Below are 17,491 nucleotides of genomic sequence, written 5' to 3'. Positions count from 1 at the left end.
TTAAAAATCCATACTAGTCAAAAAGTCCTGTGCACGCTTAGTTTGCGGTTTAGTGAAAAATTGTTTGCCGGAAGTACTTTCTACAATTTGACCAGACTCTAAAAATAACACCTGATCAGCTATTTGAGCAGCAAAGTTCATTTCATGCGTCACAATAATCATGGTCATGTGCTGCTTTTTAGCGAGATTGGTCATAATTTCTAGCACGCCACGCACCATTTCTGGGTCAAGCGACGCCGTAACTTCATCAAACAACATCATTTCTGGCTGCATTGCTAGAGCTCGCACAATCGCGATCCGTTGCTTTTGCCCACCAGACAATTCTCGCGGATAAGAAGCTGCGTACTCTGATAAACCAACTTGCTTTAATAATTGAGTTGCCATTTTTTTAACTTCTGTTTCAGAACGTTTTTGTACTTTAACTGGAGCTAATAGAATATTGTCAAGAACAGTCAAGTTAGGGAATAGATCATAACTTTGAAAAACCATGCCAATCTTTTGGCGTAATGCTTGCCAATTTTGCTGTGTGGGCTGAATCTGTTGTCCTTTAAAATAAAGCTGGCCATCACTAAAGTCTTCCAGTCCATTCAGACAGCGCAAAAGTGTACTTTTGCCTGAACCAGATGGCCCAAGTAACGTCAACACTTCTCCTTCATTCAACGTAAAATTAATATCTTTTAATGCTTGCCAATCACCATAAAATTTATTCAAATGGTCAACACGTAAAATTTCTTCTGTCATTTATTTCACCTACTTTTGTTTAGCAGACAGGCGCTTGGCCCAAGCTGATAGTGGATAATCAATTGCAAAGTACAAAATAAAAATCAACCCATAAATCCAAAAGACTGCATTAGGATACCGTTGATTATTAGCTTCCATAATTTGCTGTCCAACCGCGATAACATCAATAATGCTGATCGTCATTAACAATGATGTGGTTTTAATCACTCGCGTAGCCAAATTAATTGTAGCCGGCAATTCCAATTTAGCAGCTTGTGGAAGTAAAACGTACCGAAATAGCTGTACCTGACTCAATCCCAAGGCAAGTCCAGATTCTTTTTGCGTTACTGGAACCGATTCAATGGCCCCTCGCACAATATCACTAAATTCGGCAGCTACCCATAAAGAAAAGGCAATCACTGCCATCCAGCTAGCTGGCCAGTTAATATGCAAAGAACGCGGTAAAATATAATATGCTAAATACAATAAAACAATTGTTGGTACAATTCGAAAGAATTCCAGGTATAGCCGTAAAATGAACCGAACCACTTTGTTTGGTAGCGTTCGTAAAATCCCAAAAATTGTCCCTAAGATCAAACCAATAATTAAGCTAACTGCAGCAATCCAAACAGATGTCCACAATCCCTGCATCAGCCTTGCAAAGTTATCACCGGCAAACAAAACATTAATCGCCGAATGTTCCATAACGAACTCTCCTTTCCCAATAATTAAGTAATAAGATTACCGGAATTAAAATAATCGCATAGGCAATTACCAATATTAGTAGATATTCATTTGACCGATAATACATACCGATTAAGTCAAGAGCGGTATTGGTTAATTCTGGAATAGCAATTACTGAAAAGATGGATGTTTCTTTGATTAAAAAAATAATATTGGCCGTTAAAGCGGGCATGCTCAAAGCAAAGCCTTGTGGAAAAATAACATATCGAGCTAACTGGAACTGATTCATCCCCAAGGCTTTACCATCATCAATTTGATTGGAACTGACTCCACTAAAGCCGCCACTAAAGCCTTCAGCCATATAGCCACCGCCTAAAAAGATCAGTCCAATAATCCCACAAGTAGTTGCTTTCAATTTTAACCCCAACACTGGAAAAGCATAATACAAGAAGAACAATTGAATTAATAATGGCGTATTACGTGCTACTTCAACATAAACCGTTACAATTTGGTTTAAAATTGGCACTTTGAAATACTGGATTAAACTACTGATGACTCCAACAATTAGCGAACCCAAAATTCCAACTAAAGCTAGACCAATGGTTAATAAAAAGGCCTTACCAAAAATTGGTAAACTTTGCGCAATAATTTGCCAACTCATCTTTTACCCCCCAATTCCTAATCAAACTACTGGCACTTATTTGCGTCCAGCTAACCGTTACTAAGAAAAAGAACTACGCGTCTATGTGACTTTGCGTAGTTCTTTCCTATTGTCAATAAAAAAGTAGAATACAACTACAGCACCAAATAGCAAACAGTTAATTTATTTAAACATTGAATTGGACAAGTTTGAAGCTGCATCGTAGATTATATTCCTTTCTTACTTATTATCTGTAAGTGTCTTATATGCTATGCTTTTACTTACTTTTTGTCAATCTTTTTATCCAAAGTATGAGCCAGTAATCTCACTTTTTTATGATAAAAAAATAGAAACTCTACAAGAAGTTTCTAAGTTTATTACTAATTTAAAGTCTTACTAAATAAATTCTGTCACTGCCGCAGCAATTAAGATGATTACTAAACCAATAATGGTAATTATCAGCTCTTTTTTAGTCTTTTTTTGTCCTAAGAACCAAATACCTGTTAAGGTTGCCAAGATAACTGAAGTCTGTGACAAAACGAAGCCAGTCGCTAAGCCATTCATATTGGGTTGTGCCGAAATTAGATAAGTCAAAGCAGCAAAAGCAAAAAAGAACCCAGCAAAAATTTGTTGATATGAAACTAACTCTTTAAATGGATTTTGCTTCGGATTTTTAAGAGAAACATAAATACCATAGCCAATCCCAGTTAAAAGCATCCCAATTGCTTGCGGTAAAAATGCATGTTGCCCATCAACGCGGGCTGCCTGCGGCGCAGCTGAATATAACCAATAACCAATTTCACCAAATAATAGCCAGATAACTGCTTTTTTAAGCAAATTCGTTTTTTGTGCTGTTTTATTTTCGCTCCAAACTGTCATATAAGCACCAATAATAATTGCTACTAATGCTAACCCACCGATAATTTTAGCTTTGACTCCGGGCCAATTTCCTAGGGCAATTACACCCCACAAAGAGGCCCCAAGTAATTGAAAGGCAGTGGTAATTGGCATGACCCTCGAAGAACCAACCAAGTTAAAGGACATGAAAGTGACAATTTGGGCACTAGCCCAGCCAATTCCAGAAATAATTGACAGAAATAATGAGCTTCCAGTTGGTAGTGAGTAACCACCAATCAAGGCAAACGCTAATCCAAAAATAAAGGTACCCAAGGTAGTTCCTAAAATTTGATTAGCTGGCTTACCACCAATTTTAGACGCAATAGTCGGAAACAATCCCCAACCAATCAATGGTCCTAGCCCAACTAGTAATGCAGTCGTATTTAATGTAGCTATTTGCAATGTTTGCTCCCCTTTTTAAAAAATCACGTTGCTTTCAAGCAAAATATTAGCATATGGGGGCATTTCACCAGTTCTAACAAATGCCTTACAATCACTCAGGCTGGCTTTTAACTCTTCGTGGGTAATAAACTCAATTGGCGTATCAGGCAGGAGTTCTTTAATACTAGCTAACATTTGTGGATTTTCCGATTTGATTTCGGTTGCTAGAAAAACGCGCTGAATTTCTAGTTCTTCTAGGACATTATTTAATACGTCCATAAAACTAGGTATGCCCTTAGTAACTGCCAAGTCGATTTTCTCGGTTTCCTGAGGGACAGGCGTTCCAGCATCACCAATAGCTAATTTATCAAAATGTCCCATTGTAGCAATTACCCGTGATAAATTTGAATTAATAACTGCAGTTTTTTTCATTTGTTACCTTTCTATTATTTAACTTGTTCAATCTCAGCTTGATAAGGAATCGCCGGTTGTGCACCATAGCGGCTAACCGTCAGTGACGAAGCCTTGTTAGCAAACTTAATTGCAGCTGCCAAATTACTAAAATCGGGTTTAAGTACACTAACCATAGCGCCAATAAAAGTATCACCTGCAGCAGTGGTATCAACCGCCTTAACTTTAAAAGCTGGAACTAGTGCGCTTTGACCATTAATATCATAAAAAGCACCTTTTGAGCCAATAGTAATTACCACCGCAGCAATTCCTAAAGCATGCAACTTAGCAGCTGCTTTGCGAGCATCAGCTTCAGTTGTTACATGCACTCCAGTAATGGTTTCAACCTCTGTTTCATTAGGCGTAATCATATCCGTCAACTCAAGCAGTTCTACTGGAATCTGCGTCATTGCCGGAGCAGGATTTAAAATCGTTTTAGCACCAGCTTGACGTGCTAATTCAAACCCTTTAATAGTTGCCTCAACTGGCGTTTCAAATTGGGCTAGTACAAAATCACTGTTAGTAATCAAAGCACGATTTTGAGTTACTTCTGCGCTGCCAAAAGCAGCATTGGCACCTGCATAAATAATAATTGAATTCTGTCCTGCATCATCAACGCTGATAAAAGCTTGACCAGTTGATTCCTCCTTAACAACCTGAATGCCTGATGTATCAATTCCATCTTGTTTTAACAAATCCAGCATTTGCTCTCCGGGTGCATCATTTCCTACTGCACCAATAAAGCTAGTTTTACAGCCTGAACGTGCCGCAGCTACTGCTTGGTTTGCTCCTTTACCACCGGCTGCGCTGTAATGCTCTTTAGCATGGATTGTCTCCCCCGGCTTGGCCATTACCTTAACCCGTAAATTAGTATCCAGATTAATACTGCCAATCACTGCAACTTTGTTCATCTGTATCTCCTTTAGATCGTGTTATTTTTGTTTTCATTAAAAATGATAGCATACTTGGATTCGCTTTCAAAAAATATCGATTAACACCAATCTATCAAGAACAATTTTATCTTTAGCTGCTTTTAGCATATAATGACAAAGATTATTTAATTAAGAGAGGTCACAAATCATGAAAAGACAATTAAATCTTTTTGCCGCCTTAGCTACCGTCATGGGTACCATGATTGGTGGGGGAGCATTTTTTAAAATTGCCAGTGTTTCTAGTTTAACCCATAATGCCTGGTTAAGTATTCTGGTCTGGCCACTAGCTGGTTTAATTGCACTCATGGCCGGCTTAAGTGTAGCGGAACTAGCCGCTAGCTTCCCAGAAGATGGTGGCGCCGTAAGATATTTAACTGTCATTTATGGACCCAAAATTGCTTTTCTGTTTGGCTGGTCACTAATTATTATTTATTATCCAGCTAATATTGCAGCGCTTTCGATTGTCTTTGCAACTCAATTAAAACAGTTACCACATCTACAAGCTTTATCGACCACAAGCATTGCCTTACTAGTTATGCTCATCATCTTATTAATTAATTGGCTTGGCTCCAAATTAAGTAGTGGGGTGCAAAAATTAACTTTAATTATCAAATTATTACCTATTTTAGCAATCGGTATCTTCGCAATCTGGTCAAACCAAACCAATCAATTAGCTGGTGCACCAGGTCCTCAGATCACCTCAGCTACCAGTGCCTTTTCCTTTGGTCAGGCTCTACTTGCCGTATTGTTTGCCTATGATGGCTGGCTCAGTATCGGTAACTTAGCCAATGAAATTAAGAATCCAGCCAAGACATTGTCCAGAGCAATTACCTGGGGACTACTAGGTGTCAGCGTGATTTATACCTTACTTAATTGGGGCTTCATTAAAACTATTCCTTGGTCCAAAATCGTTGGCAATCAGGGAACTGCACTATTAGCTGCTCAAAAACTCTTTGGTAGTTTTGGCGGCCTTATGATTAGTTTAGGAATTCTAGTTTCAATTTTTGGTGCAATCAATGGTCATTTGATGGCTGGTTCAAGAATGCCTTATACCCTAGGTAAACAAAAAAAGCTGCCTCAAGCAGCCTTTTTTGCCAAATTGAATCCCAAAACCTTAGTACCAACTAATAGCATGCTTTTCGAATGTGCAATTGCAGTTATCATGATTTTTTCAGGAACCTTTGATAGTTTGACTGACATGTTAGTTTATGTTTCCTGGATTTTTTCCTTATTATTATTTATTGGCGTCTTTATCTTGCGCAAACGCGAACCTGATTTACTGCGTCCATACAAAATCCCCTTATATCCCTTGCCACCCATTCTAGCAATTATTGGTGCGATATTTATCATTATTAACACCACACTGACACAGCCTAAATTGGCATTGACTGGCATTTTATTAACTTTGACCGGTTGGCCAGTGTATAACTGGACTAATAAACATAATAGAGCCTAAATGAAATAACCTCCAATCTATCTTAATGACATGATTGAAGGTTATTTTTCGATAAAATGAATTTTTAACTAAAAAAAGATTAAGTATTTTATAAAAAGTACTATAATTAGTTCTAAAAATAATTAATTGCTTTAGGAGGACATTATGCGTAACCAAAAAAATTCTTTAACAGCTTTAACTATGACTGGAATGTTTGCGGCCATCATTTATATTGGCATTTGGATCTTACGATTTCCGATCCCGGCAATTGTTGGACGGCCATTTATTCACTTCGGCAATACGTTAACTGTAGTTGCAATCCTTTTTTTAGGTAGTCGCAATGGTATTATTGCTGGTCTAATTGGGCTTGGAGGCTTTGATATCTTAAATGGTTATGCTGCCACTTCATGGCTAACCATGATTCAAGTAATTATTCTTGGCCTAGTTGTTGATGGCTTATTTCGCTTAGCTAAATATCACGATACTAAGAAAAATATTACGATTATTGCGGTAGTTGCAGGAATTACCAAACTAATTACCAGTTATCTTGCTTCTATTGTTGAAGCACTAATGGTTGGTACTAGCTTCAAAGTAGCGATTATTTCCTCATTCTTTAGTCAAACTGCAACAGTCATCAACTCAATTTCCACAGCTATTATGGTACCAATCATCTACTTCTTTGTCCGTAAAATCTATCATTCTATCAAAAGATAGATTAACTAGCCATACATTTCTTAATCAAATAAGCTAAATTAAAAATTGTTCTTTCTTAAGATAGAAATGCTTTACCCAAGTTGTCAACAGAATATAAAAGATTAGTATCACTAATACGAACCATAAGAAACTTAAAGGTAGCTGGCCAAATTGTAACGGCTCTGCCAAGAATGAAAATGGAATAATCGTACCAATAACTCCCGCACCAAAAGTAGCTAGCGTAACCGTTGGCGTTGCATGCTGCTTAATAAACGGTAACCGGTGGTCACGCAAGGCGTGAATCACCATTTCTTGTGTCCACAAAGATACAATAAACCAGCCAGTGTGGAATAAGGCAATAAACGCTGTTTTTTGAGCTGGTGCAAGCGTGCTAAAGTTGCCTCCCACTAATTCAGGACAGATTACAAAATACAACATTCCGAAAGTGATAATATCAAAAACAGAAGAGGTTGGGCCAAAGTAAAACATAAATTTCGGTAGTTTTTTAGTTGACCAAGTTCGCGGCTGACTTAAGTAATCACTAGACATTGAGTCAAATGGCAATGACAAACAACTAGTCCCATATAGTAAGTCTAAAATTAATAGCTGTAAGGGTAACATCGGTAAGAATGGTAAGAATGATGAAGCTAGCAGCACTGATAGGATATTACCGAAGTTAGATGACAGAGTAATTTTAATATACTTCAGGGTATTGCCAAAGACTTTGCGTCCAATTCTTACGCCTTCTTCAAGCACATTCAAATCTTTGTGTAATAAAATGATATCGGCAGATTCCTTAGCAATATCCACTGCAGTATCAACCGAAACAGATACATCAGCTGCTTTCATGGCTGGTGCATCATTGATACCATCACCCATGTACCCAACGGTATGCCCATTTTCTTTCAATAAATTAATAATCCGAGTCTTATCTTCAGGTGATAATTTGACGAAGATATTGCATTCTTCCACCATCTTGGCTAGCTCTTCATGGCTTTTATCTACTAAATCACTGCCAGAATAAACGGTATCTACGTTCAATCCCACTTGCAAGCCAACCGTTCTAGTGACAGCTTCATTATCTCCAGTTAGGATTTTGACGGTAATACCGTCAGCTTTTAACCTTGCAAGTGCTGCCTTAGCACTTTCCTTAGGTGGGTCAAGAAAGGCTAAGAAGCCACACAAAATCAAATCATTCTCGTCAGTAACCGAAAATTCACCAACAGGTGCAGGATTATTTTTATAACCCAACATGATAATCCGCAAACCATCATCATTCATCTCGTTAACTTGAGCCATAATCTTGTCTCTTCGGGCAGCCGTTAACGGTAAAATCTGGCCATCTACTTCCACCTTGGTTGACACACCTAGCATTTCCTCTGCGGCGCCTTTAGTCACCAGCAAATGCTCACCATGTTTATGGTCAGAATTAGCCATTACCACACTCATTCTTCTTCTTGAAAAGTCAAACGGAATTTCATCGATTTTATAATAATCACGCTGAATTTCGTTGATGTCGAGCTCGTCTCCGGCTGCTTCAATGATTGCCTTATCGATCAGGTTTTTCATCCCAGTTTGATAATAAGAATTAAGGTAACTTAATTCCAAGATTTTTTTACTTTCATGCAAATTCAAATCATAGTGGCGTTCTAAGACTACCTTATCTTGTGTTAAAGTACCAGTCTTATCAGTACACATCACATCTGCCGAGCCAAAATTTTGAATTGCATTCATCTTCTTGACAATTGTGCCATGCTTAGACATCTCAATTGACCCTTTAACTAAATTTGTAGTCACAATCACTGGCAACATTTCTGGAGTTAGACCCACTGCAGTAGCAATCGCAAAGACTAACGCATTTAGCCAATCTCCTTTGGTTAAACCATTAATTAAAAAAACCAGCGGAGCAATGACCAAGGTCATCGTAAGTAGTAACTTAGAAATACTCTTAATACCAGCATCAAAATTGGTATTCTTAACATCATTTTGGGAAATATCATGAGCCAATTTACCAAACATGGTGTCCGTCCCTGTTGCAAAAACTACGCCTAACCCAGACCCAGAAACAATAGTGGTCCCCTCGTACAAAATATTAGGATAGTTTAAATAGTCGTTATCTTGACCAATATGCGGCTTTTTACTAGCAATCTTTTCAACTGGATTAGATTCACCATTTAATGAACTCGATGAACAAAACAAGTCTTTACTAGATAGTAAGCGCATATCTGCCGGAACCATATCTCCTGCTCCAAGACGGATAACATCACCAACTACCACTTGACTGGTGGCAATCTCCTGCTCATTACTATCACGCACAGCAGCGGTCGTAACTGAAACTAATTTGAGTAAACTATTTACCGCATTAGAAGACTTAACATTTTGAACATAGCTAGTAATTCCAGAAATAAGTACCATTGTTAACATAATGATTACGGTACTTAGATCGCGATCTCCTTTGGGAGCAAACAGATAATCGCTGCATAACGACACAATTGCCAGTATCAATAAGATTAGCGTGAATGGTGTCACAAAAGCTTCAACTAAGAAACGTAACTTTGAATTCCCCTGTTTAGTGGTAATTTCATTAGAACCATATTCTTCACGATTTTTAGTCACCTGCTTACTAGATAAGCCATCACTGCTGGCATGCAGTCTAGCTAAAGTCTCAGAGCGGGATTCTTTTGCGATAGTCTGAACTAATTTTAAGTCCTTACCATTGCCTGAATCACCAGTTTTTCTTAACATTGTCATCACTCCTCATTTAGAATTTTTCAAATAAACCAAAAAGAGCCGCCTAAAACTGCGTTAGGCGACCCTTTAATTAAACAAGGTATCTTCATCACTCGTCGTTCAGCTTTAACACTACGTGACGTAAGCAATTGCTAGCCATCTGGATGTCGCCTTATGTCGACGACACCTATTTAACCCGTTGGCATCTCTGGATGTTTCTGGGCGATAGCGTATATTCACGTAGGAGTCTCACCTAACAGTTCATTTATTTATTTAATTGACAATGTGAGTGTAATGCAAAAGCTACACATAAGTCAAACTTTTTTACTTGTTTTCTACATGAGAATGCTTTTTTAAAAATAATGCTAAGCCGCTAATCACTAGCACTAGCGCCAATGCAATCGGTAACGCCATTCGGTGCGGATGCGTAATTTGCGCTCGTTCATCGTTAGTTAAATCATATTGATCTAACGCATATTGATATTCCTGATCAATTGTAGTGGCACAAGCCTTAAAGACAAAACGCAATCCTACGTTAAACTCTTTTTGATTATTGCTACGCAATTTTTCTGATTGTGAACGCAAAATATTGCCCCGCACATCAGCGCTAAATGCACTATGCAAATCTTTGCTCGAATAAATTTGTACGTTGCGCTTCTTTTTTTGCGAGCCAACTACAATAAAAACTGTTCGATGCGATTTATTCAAGTGCTTGGGAGTTAAATGCTCGATTCCTTTTTGCGTGCGCACCACGATCCGTGGCTGCTCACTAGTTTGAAAATACCGATCATTTTTCGCCCTAATTAATTTACTGGTTTTACGATCTAAAAGCTGACTGTTATCTTGAATATTAGCGTTAGTAAAAGCAGTGGTCATAACAAAAAAGCCCATAATGACACTAATTAAAGCCAGCTTAATTTTCAGCATCCTCCAATTTACGGGCCAATTGCTCCACGTACTTACGATCGATTTTAATTTGTTCATAGGGAACCCCACAATCTTCAAACAGTGCAATTGCTAACGGATTATCATGATAGTCAAAATAGTAGTTAACCCGGGTAATTCCTGCTTGAACTAGTGCCTTGGCACAGTTATAGCAAGGAAAATGCGTTACATAAATTTCCGTATCAGCAGTTGATACACCATTTTTGGCACACTGAATTAACGAATTCATTTCTGAATGAATGGTACGTACGCAGTGACCATCTACTAACTGATGACCAGCATCATCACAATGTGGTTGTCCCGTTACAGAACCGTTATAACCAGTACCAATAATCCGGTTGTCTTTGACTAGTACATTGCCAACTAACGCACGATCACAAGTTGAACGTTGCGCAATGACTAATGCCTGCATCATAAAATATTGCTTCCAAGGAATTCGCGCCCGCATCATTGATTACCTCTCAAAATAATTTAGACCAATTGCTGAGCGTACTTGGTTCAAAGTTTCATTAGCAACTTCATTAGCCTTTTTGGAACCAGCAATTAACATATCATAGACTTCGGACGGATTTTGCTCATACTTAGCGCGGCGCTGCCGAATTGGCGCAAGCTCTTTTTCCAAGACCTGATATAAATACCGCTTAAGCTTAACATCCCCTAAGCCACCTTTTTGATAATCTGCCTTGAGCTCTGCTACCTGATCCTTATCAGGATCAAAAGCATCTAGATAAGTAAACACTGTATTACCTGCAACTTTACCCGGATCTTCAACATGAACGTGGTCTGGATCCGTATACATTGACATAACTTTCTTTTCGACCGTTTTAGCATCATCAGACAAATAAATCGCATTATTCAGTGACTTCGACATCTTCGCGTTACCATCAAGTCCTGGCAATCGTCCTTGTCCTTTTTGCGGGAAATAGCCTTTAGGTTCAACTAATACGTCACAATCATAAACCCGATTAAAAGTACGCACAATTTCGCGTGCCTGCTCTAACATTGGCTCCTGATCATCACCAACTGGCACTGTATCGGCTTTAAAAGCAGTAATATCCGCAGCTTGTGAAACTGGATAGTTCAAAAAGCCAACTGGAATAGAATCGTTAAAGCCTTTTTGCTTAATTTCGGTTTTAACAGTTGGATTACGCTCTAGCCGACTAACCGTTACTAAGTCCATGTAGTAGGCTGTTAATTCAAACAAAGCAGGAATTTGCGATTGTACAAAAATCGTTGATACTTCTGGATTAATCCCAACAGCCAGATAGTCCATAGCCACTTCTAATAAGCTATTACGAATCTTTTCTGGATTACGCGCATTATCTGTTAAAGCCTGGGTATCTGCAATCATAATATATGGATGATATTCACCAGAATTTTGTAATGCTACCCGATTTTTTAAAGATCCAAGATAGTGACCGATATGCAACTTACCAGTTGGCCGATCAGCTGTCAAAATAGTTTTTTTTGTCATTATTATTTGCCTTCTTTAACAAGTTAAATAGTTTTATGCTATGTTATACTTGATTTTACCAAAAATTAAGCGATGATTAAACTAGGAGAACAAAATGTGTAACCAATTCCAATTACCTAGCCTAAGCGCAATCAGAAAATATTTAGCAACCGATTTACATTTGCCCTTAGTAGAACCAGCTGCTACTTTACCGCAAAACCGGGCAATCTTTCCTAAGGATCAAGCACCAGTGCTAATCTATCAAAATCAGCAGCTACAACTAATTAGCAAATCTTGGGGCTATCCAAGTCCAATTAATCAACAAAAAGTGCTTTTTAATGCCAGAGTTGAACGCTTTTTTGAAAATAAAGCCTCAATGTGGGATACTTCATTTGCTAAACAGCGTTGCCTAATCATTGCTGACCAATTTTTTGAGACTGGCAAACAAACTTACATTGCCAATCAAAGACGCTACCATGAACGTTTTAGTTTTCGTAATCCGGATGAACCATTGACATTGATTGCTGGAATTTATCAAGCTGATCAATTTGCCATGGTTACAACTAGCCCTAATGCAGTGATGTCCCCGATTCATGACCGCATGCCACTAGTAATCACACCTCAAGAATTACGCCAATGGTTATTTCAAAACTTTTCTTCGCTAGTAAATCGCAGCACAACTCCGTTAGCAGCTAGCAAATTACCTAACAGAAACTAAAATTTAGTCTTGGTTTTAACATTAAAACATGGTAAACTATTTTAGTAATGCGGGTATAGTTTAACGGTAGAATATTAGCTTCCCAAGCTGAAGATGCGGGTTCGATTCACGCTATCCGCTTATTAGTACTTAAATAGTAAAGTTGATCATAATTTCAGCTTTACTATTTTTTTTGTTTAACTACTCAAAAAGGGTTTGCACAGCCAAATTACTGGGCAAACCCTTTTAATATAATCTAATTTTACGTCATAATTAATAGAATAACACCGTTGACTACCGCCAAATAAATTGGCATCCAAATGGTCTGTGTATAAAGATACGACCACGCAAATAAACAGCCAAAAATCGCATTAACTACCAGTAGCGAAAACGAAAACTGCCAATTAAGTATACTAAACAACACTCCTGAAAAAATGATACCGCAAATTGCTACAACCATCGTATTACGCCTGAAAGCATAATTAAAAAGAAAGCCTGAGGTCAAAAATTCTTGCAAGATCGGCAAAATAATTCCGATAGCCACTAACAAAAACCAGTATGTCGTTACCGACTCATGCTTTAAATAAGCGGTTTGAAAATTGTATAGTTGCAATTTACCCGTAGCTTGTAAATAAGCCACGCTGATTCTTAGCGCCGTGACAACTAAGGTTAATCCAACGATCAAGCCGAAGTTTCCCAGCCAAGAAACCGAGGCAAAATTATGGTCAAAATAGCGCTGCTCGCGATTAAAACGATAAATATAAAATAGTAAAATCATTAATGAAATTACTCCAAATAATATCAAATCCCAGACATGCAGCGGTGAATTCAAAGTTACTAATTTAACTACACCAGCAACCATTAAGTAACCGATGAAATAGACAATATACCTAAATAAATTGCCCTCTCTAGATCTTGGTGTATTCACAAAATTACCTCTATCTAATCATGTACCTTACAAGTCCCATATTATAGCAAAAAAAGGTCACTTTATGAAATATCAAACGATTTTTTCTGATCAATTTCGATATTATTAATATTGGTTAATGCCACTTTTTGCTCTGCAATGATGATCGACTCTTCATCATAACCTGTGACAAAACCGACCAAGTCCGCTGGTGGCTGCTTGTCCTCATTCAGCTCCTTAAGCTGCACACATACTACTTTATGATTACTATATGCCTCTAATAGCTTGCACCCAATATCCTCTAAGCTCATTGCTGGTTTTAACGAATTATGCACGGCATTGCGCCGCTTTTGCTGATTAATACTTAATGTATGGTCACTTAAAAAATATCCTTGCCACTTTTGCATCCCGCGATCATGATAATTTTTAAAGAAGGCTAAAACTATTTGGTCGAACTCACTCATAAGCATTGCCTCCACTATGTCCTCCGACCAGACCACTGCGTCTAATGGCCGTTGCTCCGTCTAGTAGACTAGAAGCCTTAACTAAGCTGGTAAAACCATATTTTTGACGTATTTGATCAACCGTTCTATTAAACTTGCGCTTTTTAAGTTGCTGTTCAGTTGGCTCTAGCAAACTCAATTGCTCACTCGTATCTGGAGTTAAATGGCTATAATTCACGCTTAAATTGCGCACAGCTTCATGATGCCAATTGGTACGAAAAAGTGCGATTAATTCTTGTACCAGCAAGTCGTTGTCATTAGTTGGAGTTATTTTATGCTGCACATTAAAACCTTGGTGCTTACCAGTTTGCTCATACTGGGCAAAACCTACCATTAAACTCACACAAGCAGTTTGCAAGCGGTGTGCACGAATTCTGGCAGCAACTTGTTCGCCAATTTCGCGAATCACTATTTCAATTTCGCGCTGAACTATATAATCCTTAGTTAAAACTTGTGAATTACCATAACTCTTTGTTTTAGAGACATATTTTTGACTGATAATACTCCGATCAACTCCCCAACTAAGTGCAAATAATTGCTCACCGATTACGCCAAATTCCTGCTTTAAAATAGCTGGATTCGCATGAGCGAGTTGATACATAGTATTAATTCCCAATCGCGACAAGCGCTTGGCTGTTGCCTTACCAATTCCCCATACATCTGTTAAATTAGTAATTCGCCAAATCGTATCTGGTACATCAATATAATGCCATGAGGCAATCATCGACTTACGATGTTTAGCCTCAAGATCCATCGCTAATTTTGCTAATAGTGGATTTTCACCGATGCCACATGTCGTATATAAACCTAGTTGCTCACGAATTTCTTGTTGAATCTGACGTGCAACTAGATATGGATCTTCACCAAACAAGCGCCAAGATTTAGTCATGTCAATCATTCCCTCATCAATCGAATAGACATGAATATCCTCTTGAGCTGCATATTTTTGAAAAACATCTAGTACTTGCATGCTACGCTTAATATATAAATTCATGTGCGGTTCAACTAACATGAGGTCTGGAGCCACACTTTTAGCTGGTAAGTCACGTACACGCATTACATTAGTCAAGCCATACTTCTGTTTGGCTAGTGGAGAGGCTGCCATAATTAATCCCGAACCAAACTTAGTATCCGGCTGATGCGAAACTACAGCAATCACAGCCTTCATTGGATTAAGTCCTAGCCGTAACGCCTCACAGCTAGCAAAAAAAGATTTATTATCAATCATAAAAATCACACGATGTGGCTCATAACGGTAATCATACATTTTAGTCGCCTCTTTTGATGACAAACGTTAGTTCGGATAACTAATCACTTCAATTATACAAACGTTCGTTCGAAAACGCAAGGGCAAAATAAAAAAACACAACCTGAACAAAAGTTGTGTTTTAATAATTGATTACTGTTTATCGGCAGCCAACTGGCGCATTTTACTTTCACTTTTAGCTGTATAAAGTAAGAAAACAATCGCTAATCCCGAAGCTGCATATAATACAGTGTTGCTTGCTATCCAGCCAAATTGATTAACTAAAATACCGATAACAGCTGTTGCTAGTGTTTCACCGAAGATATATTGGAAAAAGCCCATAAATCCAGTCGAAGCACCAACCGCAAACTTCGGAACGACTTCGTTTACCATCAGCCCGACTAGCGTTAATGGTGCATAGATTAGATTACCCATAATAATTAATGCAGTCAAAATTAAAGCATGGTTATTAGTGAAGAAATAAACTGTTAAACAAATTAACACTCCAACTACACAAGCAATTGAAACCTGAGCCCTACGTCCTTTTAGCCAATCGGAAATCGCACCAATAATAATTACGCCAGGTACCGAAGCTAATTCAAAAATTCCAATCACCCATTTAGCTTCACTAGGATCAAATCCCTTAGTCTGAACTAGATATGACGGAATCCAACTTTGGATGCCATAGCGTACTAAGTAAAGTGACATCGAAGTTAACGTTACTGCCCAGACCAGCTTATTCTTCAAAATATATTTAACAAAAATTTGTGTCACACTTAAGTCAGTTTTATCAGAGGTAGAAACTTGCCCATCATCTAATACTACCTTGTCACCTGTATAAGTTGAAATATCTGGCAAGCCAACCACAGCGGGACGATCAGCTCCTAAAACTAAGATTAGAATACAAATTACAAATGAAACTGCAGAAGCCGTATAGAAGACAGCAGACAGCGAGCCTGCAAATAAGAAAGTAGCAAGCTGCACAATTGCCACACAAATAAACGAACCAGCATTATGAGCAGACGACCAAATAGAATACATGGTACCACGTGTTCTTGGTCCCCACCATAACTGGATCATGCGCTGACAAGCCGCTGCTCCCATTCCTTGAGTAACCGCAATCAGTAGCATTAAAAACATCATTATATATAAATTATGCGTTGAACCCAAAAAGATATTCAAAAATGCTGATAACAATAATCCAACCATTAAATAACGGTTAGAGTCGCACTTATCAACTAGTGCTCCCATAAATAACTTGGCAATCCCATAGCCAATGCCAAAACATGAAAGTACCAAACCGATATCGGCAGTGGAAAAATGATAAGCCTTCATAATATCGTTTTGTTCAGTAGTAAAAACGAGTCGGATAATATAATAGCCAATGTACCCAATACAGGTAGCTAGCAACACACCAAACTGCCGCCACTTATACGTGCTAGCGACTTTATCTTTTGGAACTAATTTTTTGGAATCTGGTTGAATCAACATGAACTTGAACATTTTTATTTCCTCCATTATCATCCTATGATAGCACTTTCAAAGAAGATAAAAAATATCATTTAGTAATTATCTTAAGCAGATTTACAGATTCATCAGCAAATCTGCTTACACTTGCAGATACCATAAATTTATGTAGGTTGTTCACAAGGGGTCATTCAACCGCCAAAATCGTAACCTCATAACTACCAGCCGGAGCCTCCACGGTAACAGTAGACGGAGCCGATTGTTTCATAACAGCCTGCCCCAGTGGTGAATCAAAAGCAATTTTATTTTCAGCTAAATCTGCTTCCATCCGGCCAACAAGTTGATATTGTTCAGACTCTGATTCATCTTCAAACTTTAGAGTGACTAAATTTCCTAGGTCTACTTGACCATTTTGTTTAGGCTCAATTACTTCGGCATAACGCAATTGCTTATCTAAATACCGTAATCGACTTTGCAAATGTCCCAAATCACGCTTGGCTTCAGTGTACTCAGTATTTTCTGACAGGTCTCCTAAACTTCGCGCCTCTTGTAAAATTTTTATTCGTCGTGGACGATCTTTTTTTAGCTGCTTAATTTCAGCTTCTATTTTATGATAGCCTTCTGGTGTCATCTTTTGATAATAAACCAACTAGTTACTCCTTTGCCATTCACACAAGTTGTCCACAAGGCAGCTTGCAATTTTTAGCACTC

At 38.2% G+C, this 17,491-nt stretch carries 18 protein-coding genes, 1 tRNA gene and 1 riboswitch; of the genes, 4 read left to right on the top strand and 15 right to left on the bottom strand.

All coding sequences use genetic code 11. The features are described from left to right. The 6 genes from OZX56_RS02060 to rbsK all read right to left on the bottom strand — a co-directional run bounded on the left by OZX56_RS02060 (window position 1) and on the right by rbsK (window position 4,683). Window positions 1-741: an amino acid ABC transporter ATP-binding protein gene (locus OZX56_RS02060; protein ID WP_277140007.1), complete on the bottom strand. Its 741-nt coding sequence runs from the start codon at window positions 739-741 to the stop codon at window positions 1-3. 9 nt (window positions 742-750) lie between these two features. Further along, a complete protein-coding gene (locus OZX56_RS02055) occupies window positions 751-1,425 on the bottom strand; it encodes an amino acid ABC transporter permease (protein ID WP_277140006.1) in 675 nt (224 codons plus the stop codon). Next, window positions 1,406-2,065, bottom strand: a complete 660-nt coding sequence (locus OZX56_RS02050; protein WP_277126902.1) for an amino acid ABC transporter permease — start codon at window positions 2,063-2,065, stop codon at window positions 1,406-1,408. Before OZX56_RS02050 ends, OZX56_RS02055 begins: the two co-directional genes overlap by 20 nt. Before the next feature lie 375 nt (window positions 2,066-2,440). Then, window positions 2,441-3,337, bottom strand: a complete 897-nt coding sequence (locus OZX56_RS02045; RefSeq protein ID WP_277126986.1) for a GRP family sugar transporter — start codon at window positions 3,335-3,337, stop codon at window positions 2,441-2,443. A 21-nt stretch (window positions 3,338-3,358) separates the two neighbouring features. Then, window positions 3,359-3,754 carry a D-ribose pyranase gene (gene rbsD, locus OZX56_RS02040; RefSeq protein ID WP_277140005.1) on the bottom strand — a complete coding sequence of 132 codons (396 nt, stop codon included), beginning with the start codon at window positions 3,752-3,754 and terminating at the stop codon, window positions 3,359-3,361. Between the two features lie 14 nt (window positions 3,755-3,768). Then, window positions 3,769-4,683 (bottom strand): ribokinase, encoded by a 915-nt coding sequence (gene rbsK / locus OZX56_RS02035; RefSeq protein WP_277140004.1) that lies wholly within the window; start codon window positions 4,681-4,683, stop codon window positions 3,769-3,771. A gap of 169 nt (window positions 4,684-4,852) precedes the next feature. Here rbsK and OZX56_RS02030 point away from each other — a divergent pair, with 169 nt between their 5' ends. Continuing rightward, window positions 4,853-6,160, top strand: a complete 1,308-nt coding sequence (locus OZX56_RS02030; RefSeq protein WP_277140003.1) for an amino acid permease — start codon at window positions 4,853-4,855, stop codon at window positions 6,158-6,160. 144 nt (window positions 6,161-6,304) lie between these two features. Beyond that, window positions 6,305-6,853 (top strand): ECF transporter S component, encoded by a 549-nt coding sequence (locus tag OZX56_RS02025; RefSeq protein WP_277126906.1) that lies wholly within the window; start codon window positions 6,305-6,307, stop codon window positions 6,851-6,853. Window positions 6,854-6,886: 33 nt separating this feature from the next. Here the strand turns inward: OZX56_RS02025 and mgtA are convergent, their stop codons facing one another. The 4 genes from mgtA to trpS form a co-directional block, all read right to left on the bottom strand. Further along, window positions 6,887-9,577 carry a magnesium-translocating P-type ATPase gene (gene mgtA, locus OZX56_RS02020; protein ID WP_277140002.1) on the bottom strand — a complete coding sequence of 897 codons (2,691 nt, stop codon included), beginning with the start codon at window positions 9,575-9,577 and terminating at the stop codon, window positions 6,887-6,889. 89 nt (window positions 9,578-9,666) lie between these two features. Next, window positions 9,667-9,830: riboswitch (M-box (ykoK) riboswitch) on the bottom strand. A gap of 56 nt (window positions 9,831-9,886) precedes the next feature. Then, on the bottom strand, window positions 9,887-10,489 hold the full coding sequence (locus tag OZX56_RS02015) for a TPM domain-containing protein (RefSeq protein WP_277140001.1): 603 nt from the start codon (window positions 10,487-10,489) through the stop codon (window positions 9,887-9,889). After that, on the bottom strand, window positions 10,476-10,955 hold the full coding sequence (locus OZX56_RS02010) for a deaminase (RefSeq protein WP_277140338.1): 480 nt from the start codon (window positions 10,953-10,955) through the stop codon (window positions 10,476-10,478). The genes OZX56_RS02015 and OZX56_RS02010 overlap by 14 nt, the downstream gene beginning before the upstream one ends. Window positions 10,956-10,961: 6 nt before the next feature. Continuing rightward, complete coding sequence (trpS, locus tag OZX56_RS02005; RefSeq protein WP_277126909.1) at window positions 10,962-11,981, bottom strand: tryptophan--tRNA ligase; 1,020 nt, start codon at window positions 11,979-11,981, stop codon at window positions 10,962-10,964. 94 nt (window positions 11,982-12,075) lie between these two features. On the opposite strand from trpS, the gene OZX56_RS02000 reads away from it, so the two are divergent. Further along, on the top strand, window positions 12,076-12,678 hold the full coding sequence (locus OZX56_RS02000; RefSeq protein ID WP_277140000.1) for an SOS response-associated peptidase family protein: 603 nt from the start codon (window positions 12,076-12,078) through the stop codon (window positions 12,676-12,678). Window positions 12,679-12,727: 49 nt separating this feature from the next. Then, a tRNA-Gly gene (locus OZX56_RS01995) sits at window positions 12,728-12,798 on the top strand. A gap of 121 nt (window positions 12,799-12,919) precedes the next feature. Here the strand turns inward: OZX56_RS01995 and OZX56_RS01990 are convergent. The 5 genes from OZX56_RS01990 to greA all read right to left on the bottom strand — a co-directional run bounded on the left by OZX56_RS01990 (window position 12,920) and on the right by greA (window position 17,429). Next, window positions 12,920-13,585, bottom strand: a complete 666-nt coding sequence (locus OZX56_RS01990; protein ID WP_277139999.1) for a type II CAAX endopeptidase family protein — start codon at window positions 13,583-13,585, stop codon at window positions 12,920-12,922. A 62-nt stretch (window positions 13,586-13,647) separates the two neighbouring features. Beyond that, window positions 13,648-14,028: a hypothetical protein gene (locus tag OZX56_RS01985; protein ID WP_277139998.1), complete on the bottom strand. Its 381-nt coding sequence runs from the start codon at window positions 14,026-14,028 to the stop codon at window positions 13,648-13,650. Beyond that, complete coding sequence (locus tag OZX56_RS01980) at window positions 14,021-15,334, bottom strand: nucleotidyltransferase (RefSeq protein ID WP_277126913.1); 1,314 nt, start codon at window positions 15,332-15,334, stop codon at window positions 14,021-14,023. The genes OZX56_RS01985 and OZX56_RS01980 overlap by 8 nt, the downstream gene beginning before the upstream one ends. A gap of 132 nt (window positions 15,335-15,466) precedes the next feature. Then, on the bottom strand, window positions 15,467-16,816 hold the full coding sequence (locus OZX56_RS01975; protein ID WP_277126914.1) for an MFS transporter: 1,350 nt from the start codon (window positions 16,814-16,816) through the stop codon (window positions 15,467-15,469). Between the two features lie 151 nt (window positions 16,817-16,967). Then, window positions 16,968-17,429: a transcription elongation factor GreA gene (gene greA, locus OZX56_RS01970; RefSeq protein ID WP_277126915.1), complete on the bottom strand. Its 462-nt coding sequence runs from the start codon at window positions 17,427-17,429 to the stop codon at window positions 16,968-16,970. Window positions 17,430-17,491 lie beyond the last annotated feature (62 nt).

Source organism: Lactobacillus sp. ESL0684 (assembly GCF_029392675.1).
GTDB lineage: Bacteria > Bacillota > Bacilli > Lactobacillales > Lactobacillaceae > Lactobacillus.
This window is presented reverse-complemented; position numbering and strand designations above follow the sequence as displayed.

Bases quoted from the DNA above. Each gene is read 5' to 3' on its own strand.
- OZX56_RS02015 (WP_277140001.1), bottom strand. From the start codon at position 10,489: ATGCTGAAAATTAAGCTGGCTTTAATTAGTGTCATTATGGGCTTTTTT.
- OZX56_RS02000 (WP_277140000.1), top strand. From the start codon at position 12,076: ATGTGTAACCAATTCCAATTACCTAGCCTAAGCGCAATCAGAAAATAT.
- OZX56_RS01980 (WP_277126913.1), bottom strand. From the start codon at position 15,334: ATGTATGATTACCGTTATGAGCCACATCGTGTGATTTTTATGATTGAT.
- OZX56_RS02010 (WP_277140338.1), bottom strand. From the start codon at position 10,955: ATGCGGGCGCGAATTCCTTGGAAGCAATATTTTATGATGCAGGCATTA.
- mgtA (WP_277140002.1), bottom strand. From the start codon at position 9,577: ATGTTAAGAAAAACTGGTGATTCAGGCAATGGTAAGGACTTAAAATTA.
- OZX56_RS02050 (WP_277126902.1), bottom strand. From the start codon at position 2,065: ATGAGTTGGCAAATTATTGCGCAAAGTTTACCAATTTTTGGTAAGGCC.
- OZX56_RS02055 (WP_277140006.1), bottom strand. From the start codon at position 1,425: ATGGAACATTCGGCGATTAATGTTTTGTTTGCCGGTGATAACTTTGCA.
- OZX56_RS01985 (WP_277139998.1), bottom strand. From the start codon at position 14,028: ATGAGTGAGTTCGACCAAATAGTTTTAGCCTTCTTTAAAAATTATCAT.
- OZX56_RS02060 (WP_277140007.1), bottom strand. From the start codon at position 741: ATGACAGAAGAAATTTTACGTGTTGACCATTTGAATAAATTTTATGGT.
- trpS (WP_277126909.1), bottom strand. From the start codon at position 11,981: ATGACAAAAAAAACTATTTTGACAGCTGATCGGCCAACTGGTAAGTTG.
- OZX56_RS01975 (WP_277126914.1), bottom strand. From the start codon at position 16,816: ATGTTCAAGTTCATGTTGATTCAACCAGATTCCAAAAAATTAGTTCCA.
- rbsD (WP_277140005.1), bottom strand. From the start codon at position 3,754: ATGAAAAAAACTGCAGTTATTAATTCAAATTTATCACGGGTAATTGCT.
- rbsK (WP_277140004.1), bottom strand. From the start codon at position 4,683: ATGAACAAAGTTGCAGTGATTGGCAGTATTAATCTGGATACTAATTTA.
- OZX56_RS02025 (WP_277126906.1), top strand. From the start codon at position 6,305: ATGCGTAACCAAAAAAATTCTTTAACAGCTTTAACTATGACTGGAATG.
- OZX56_RS02030 (WP_277140003.1), top strand. From the start codon at position 4,853: ATGAAAAGACAATTAAATCTTTTTGCCGCCTTAGCTACCGTCATGGGT.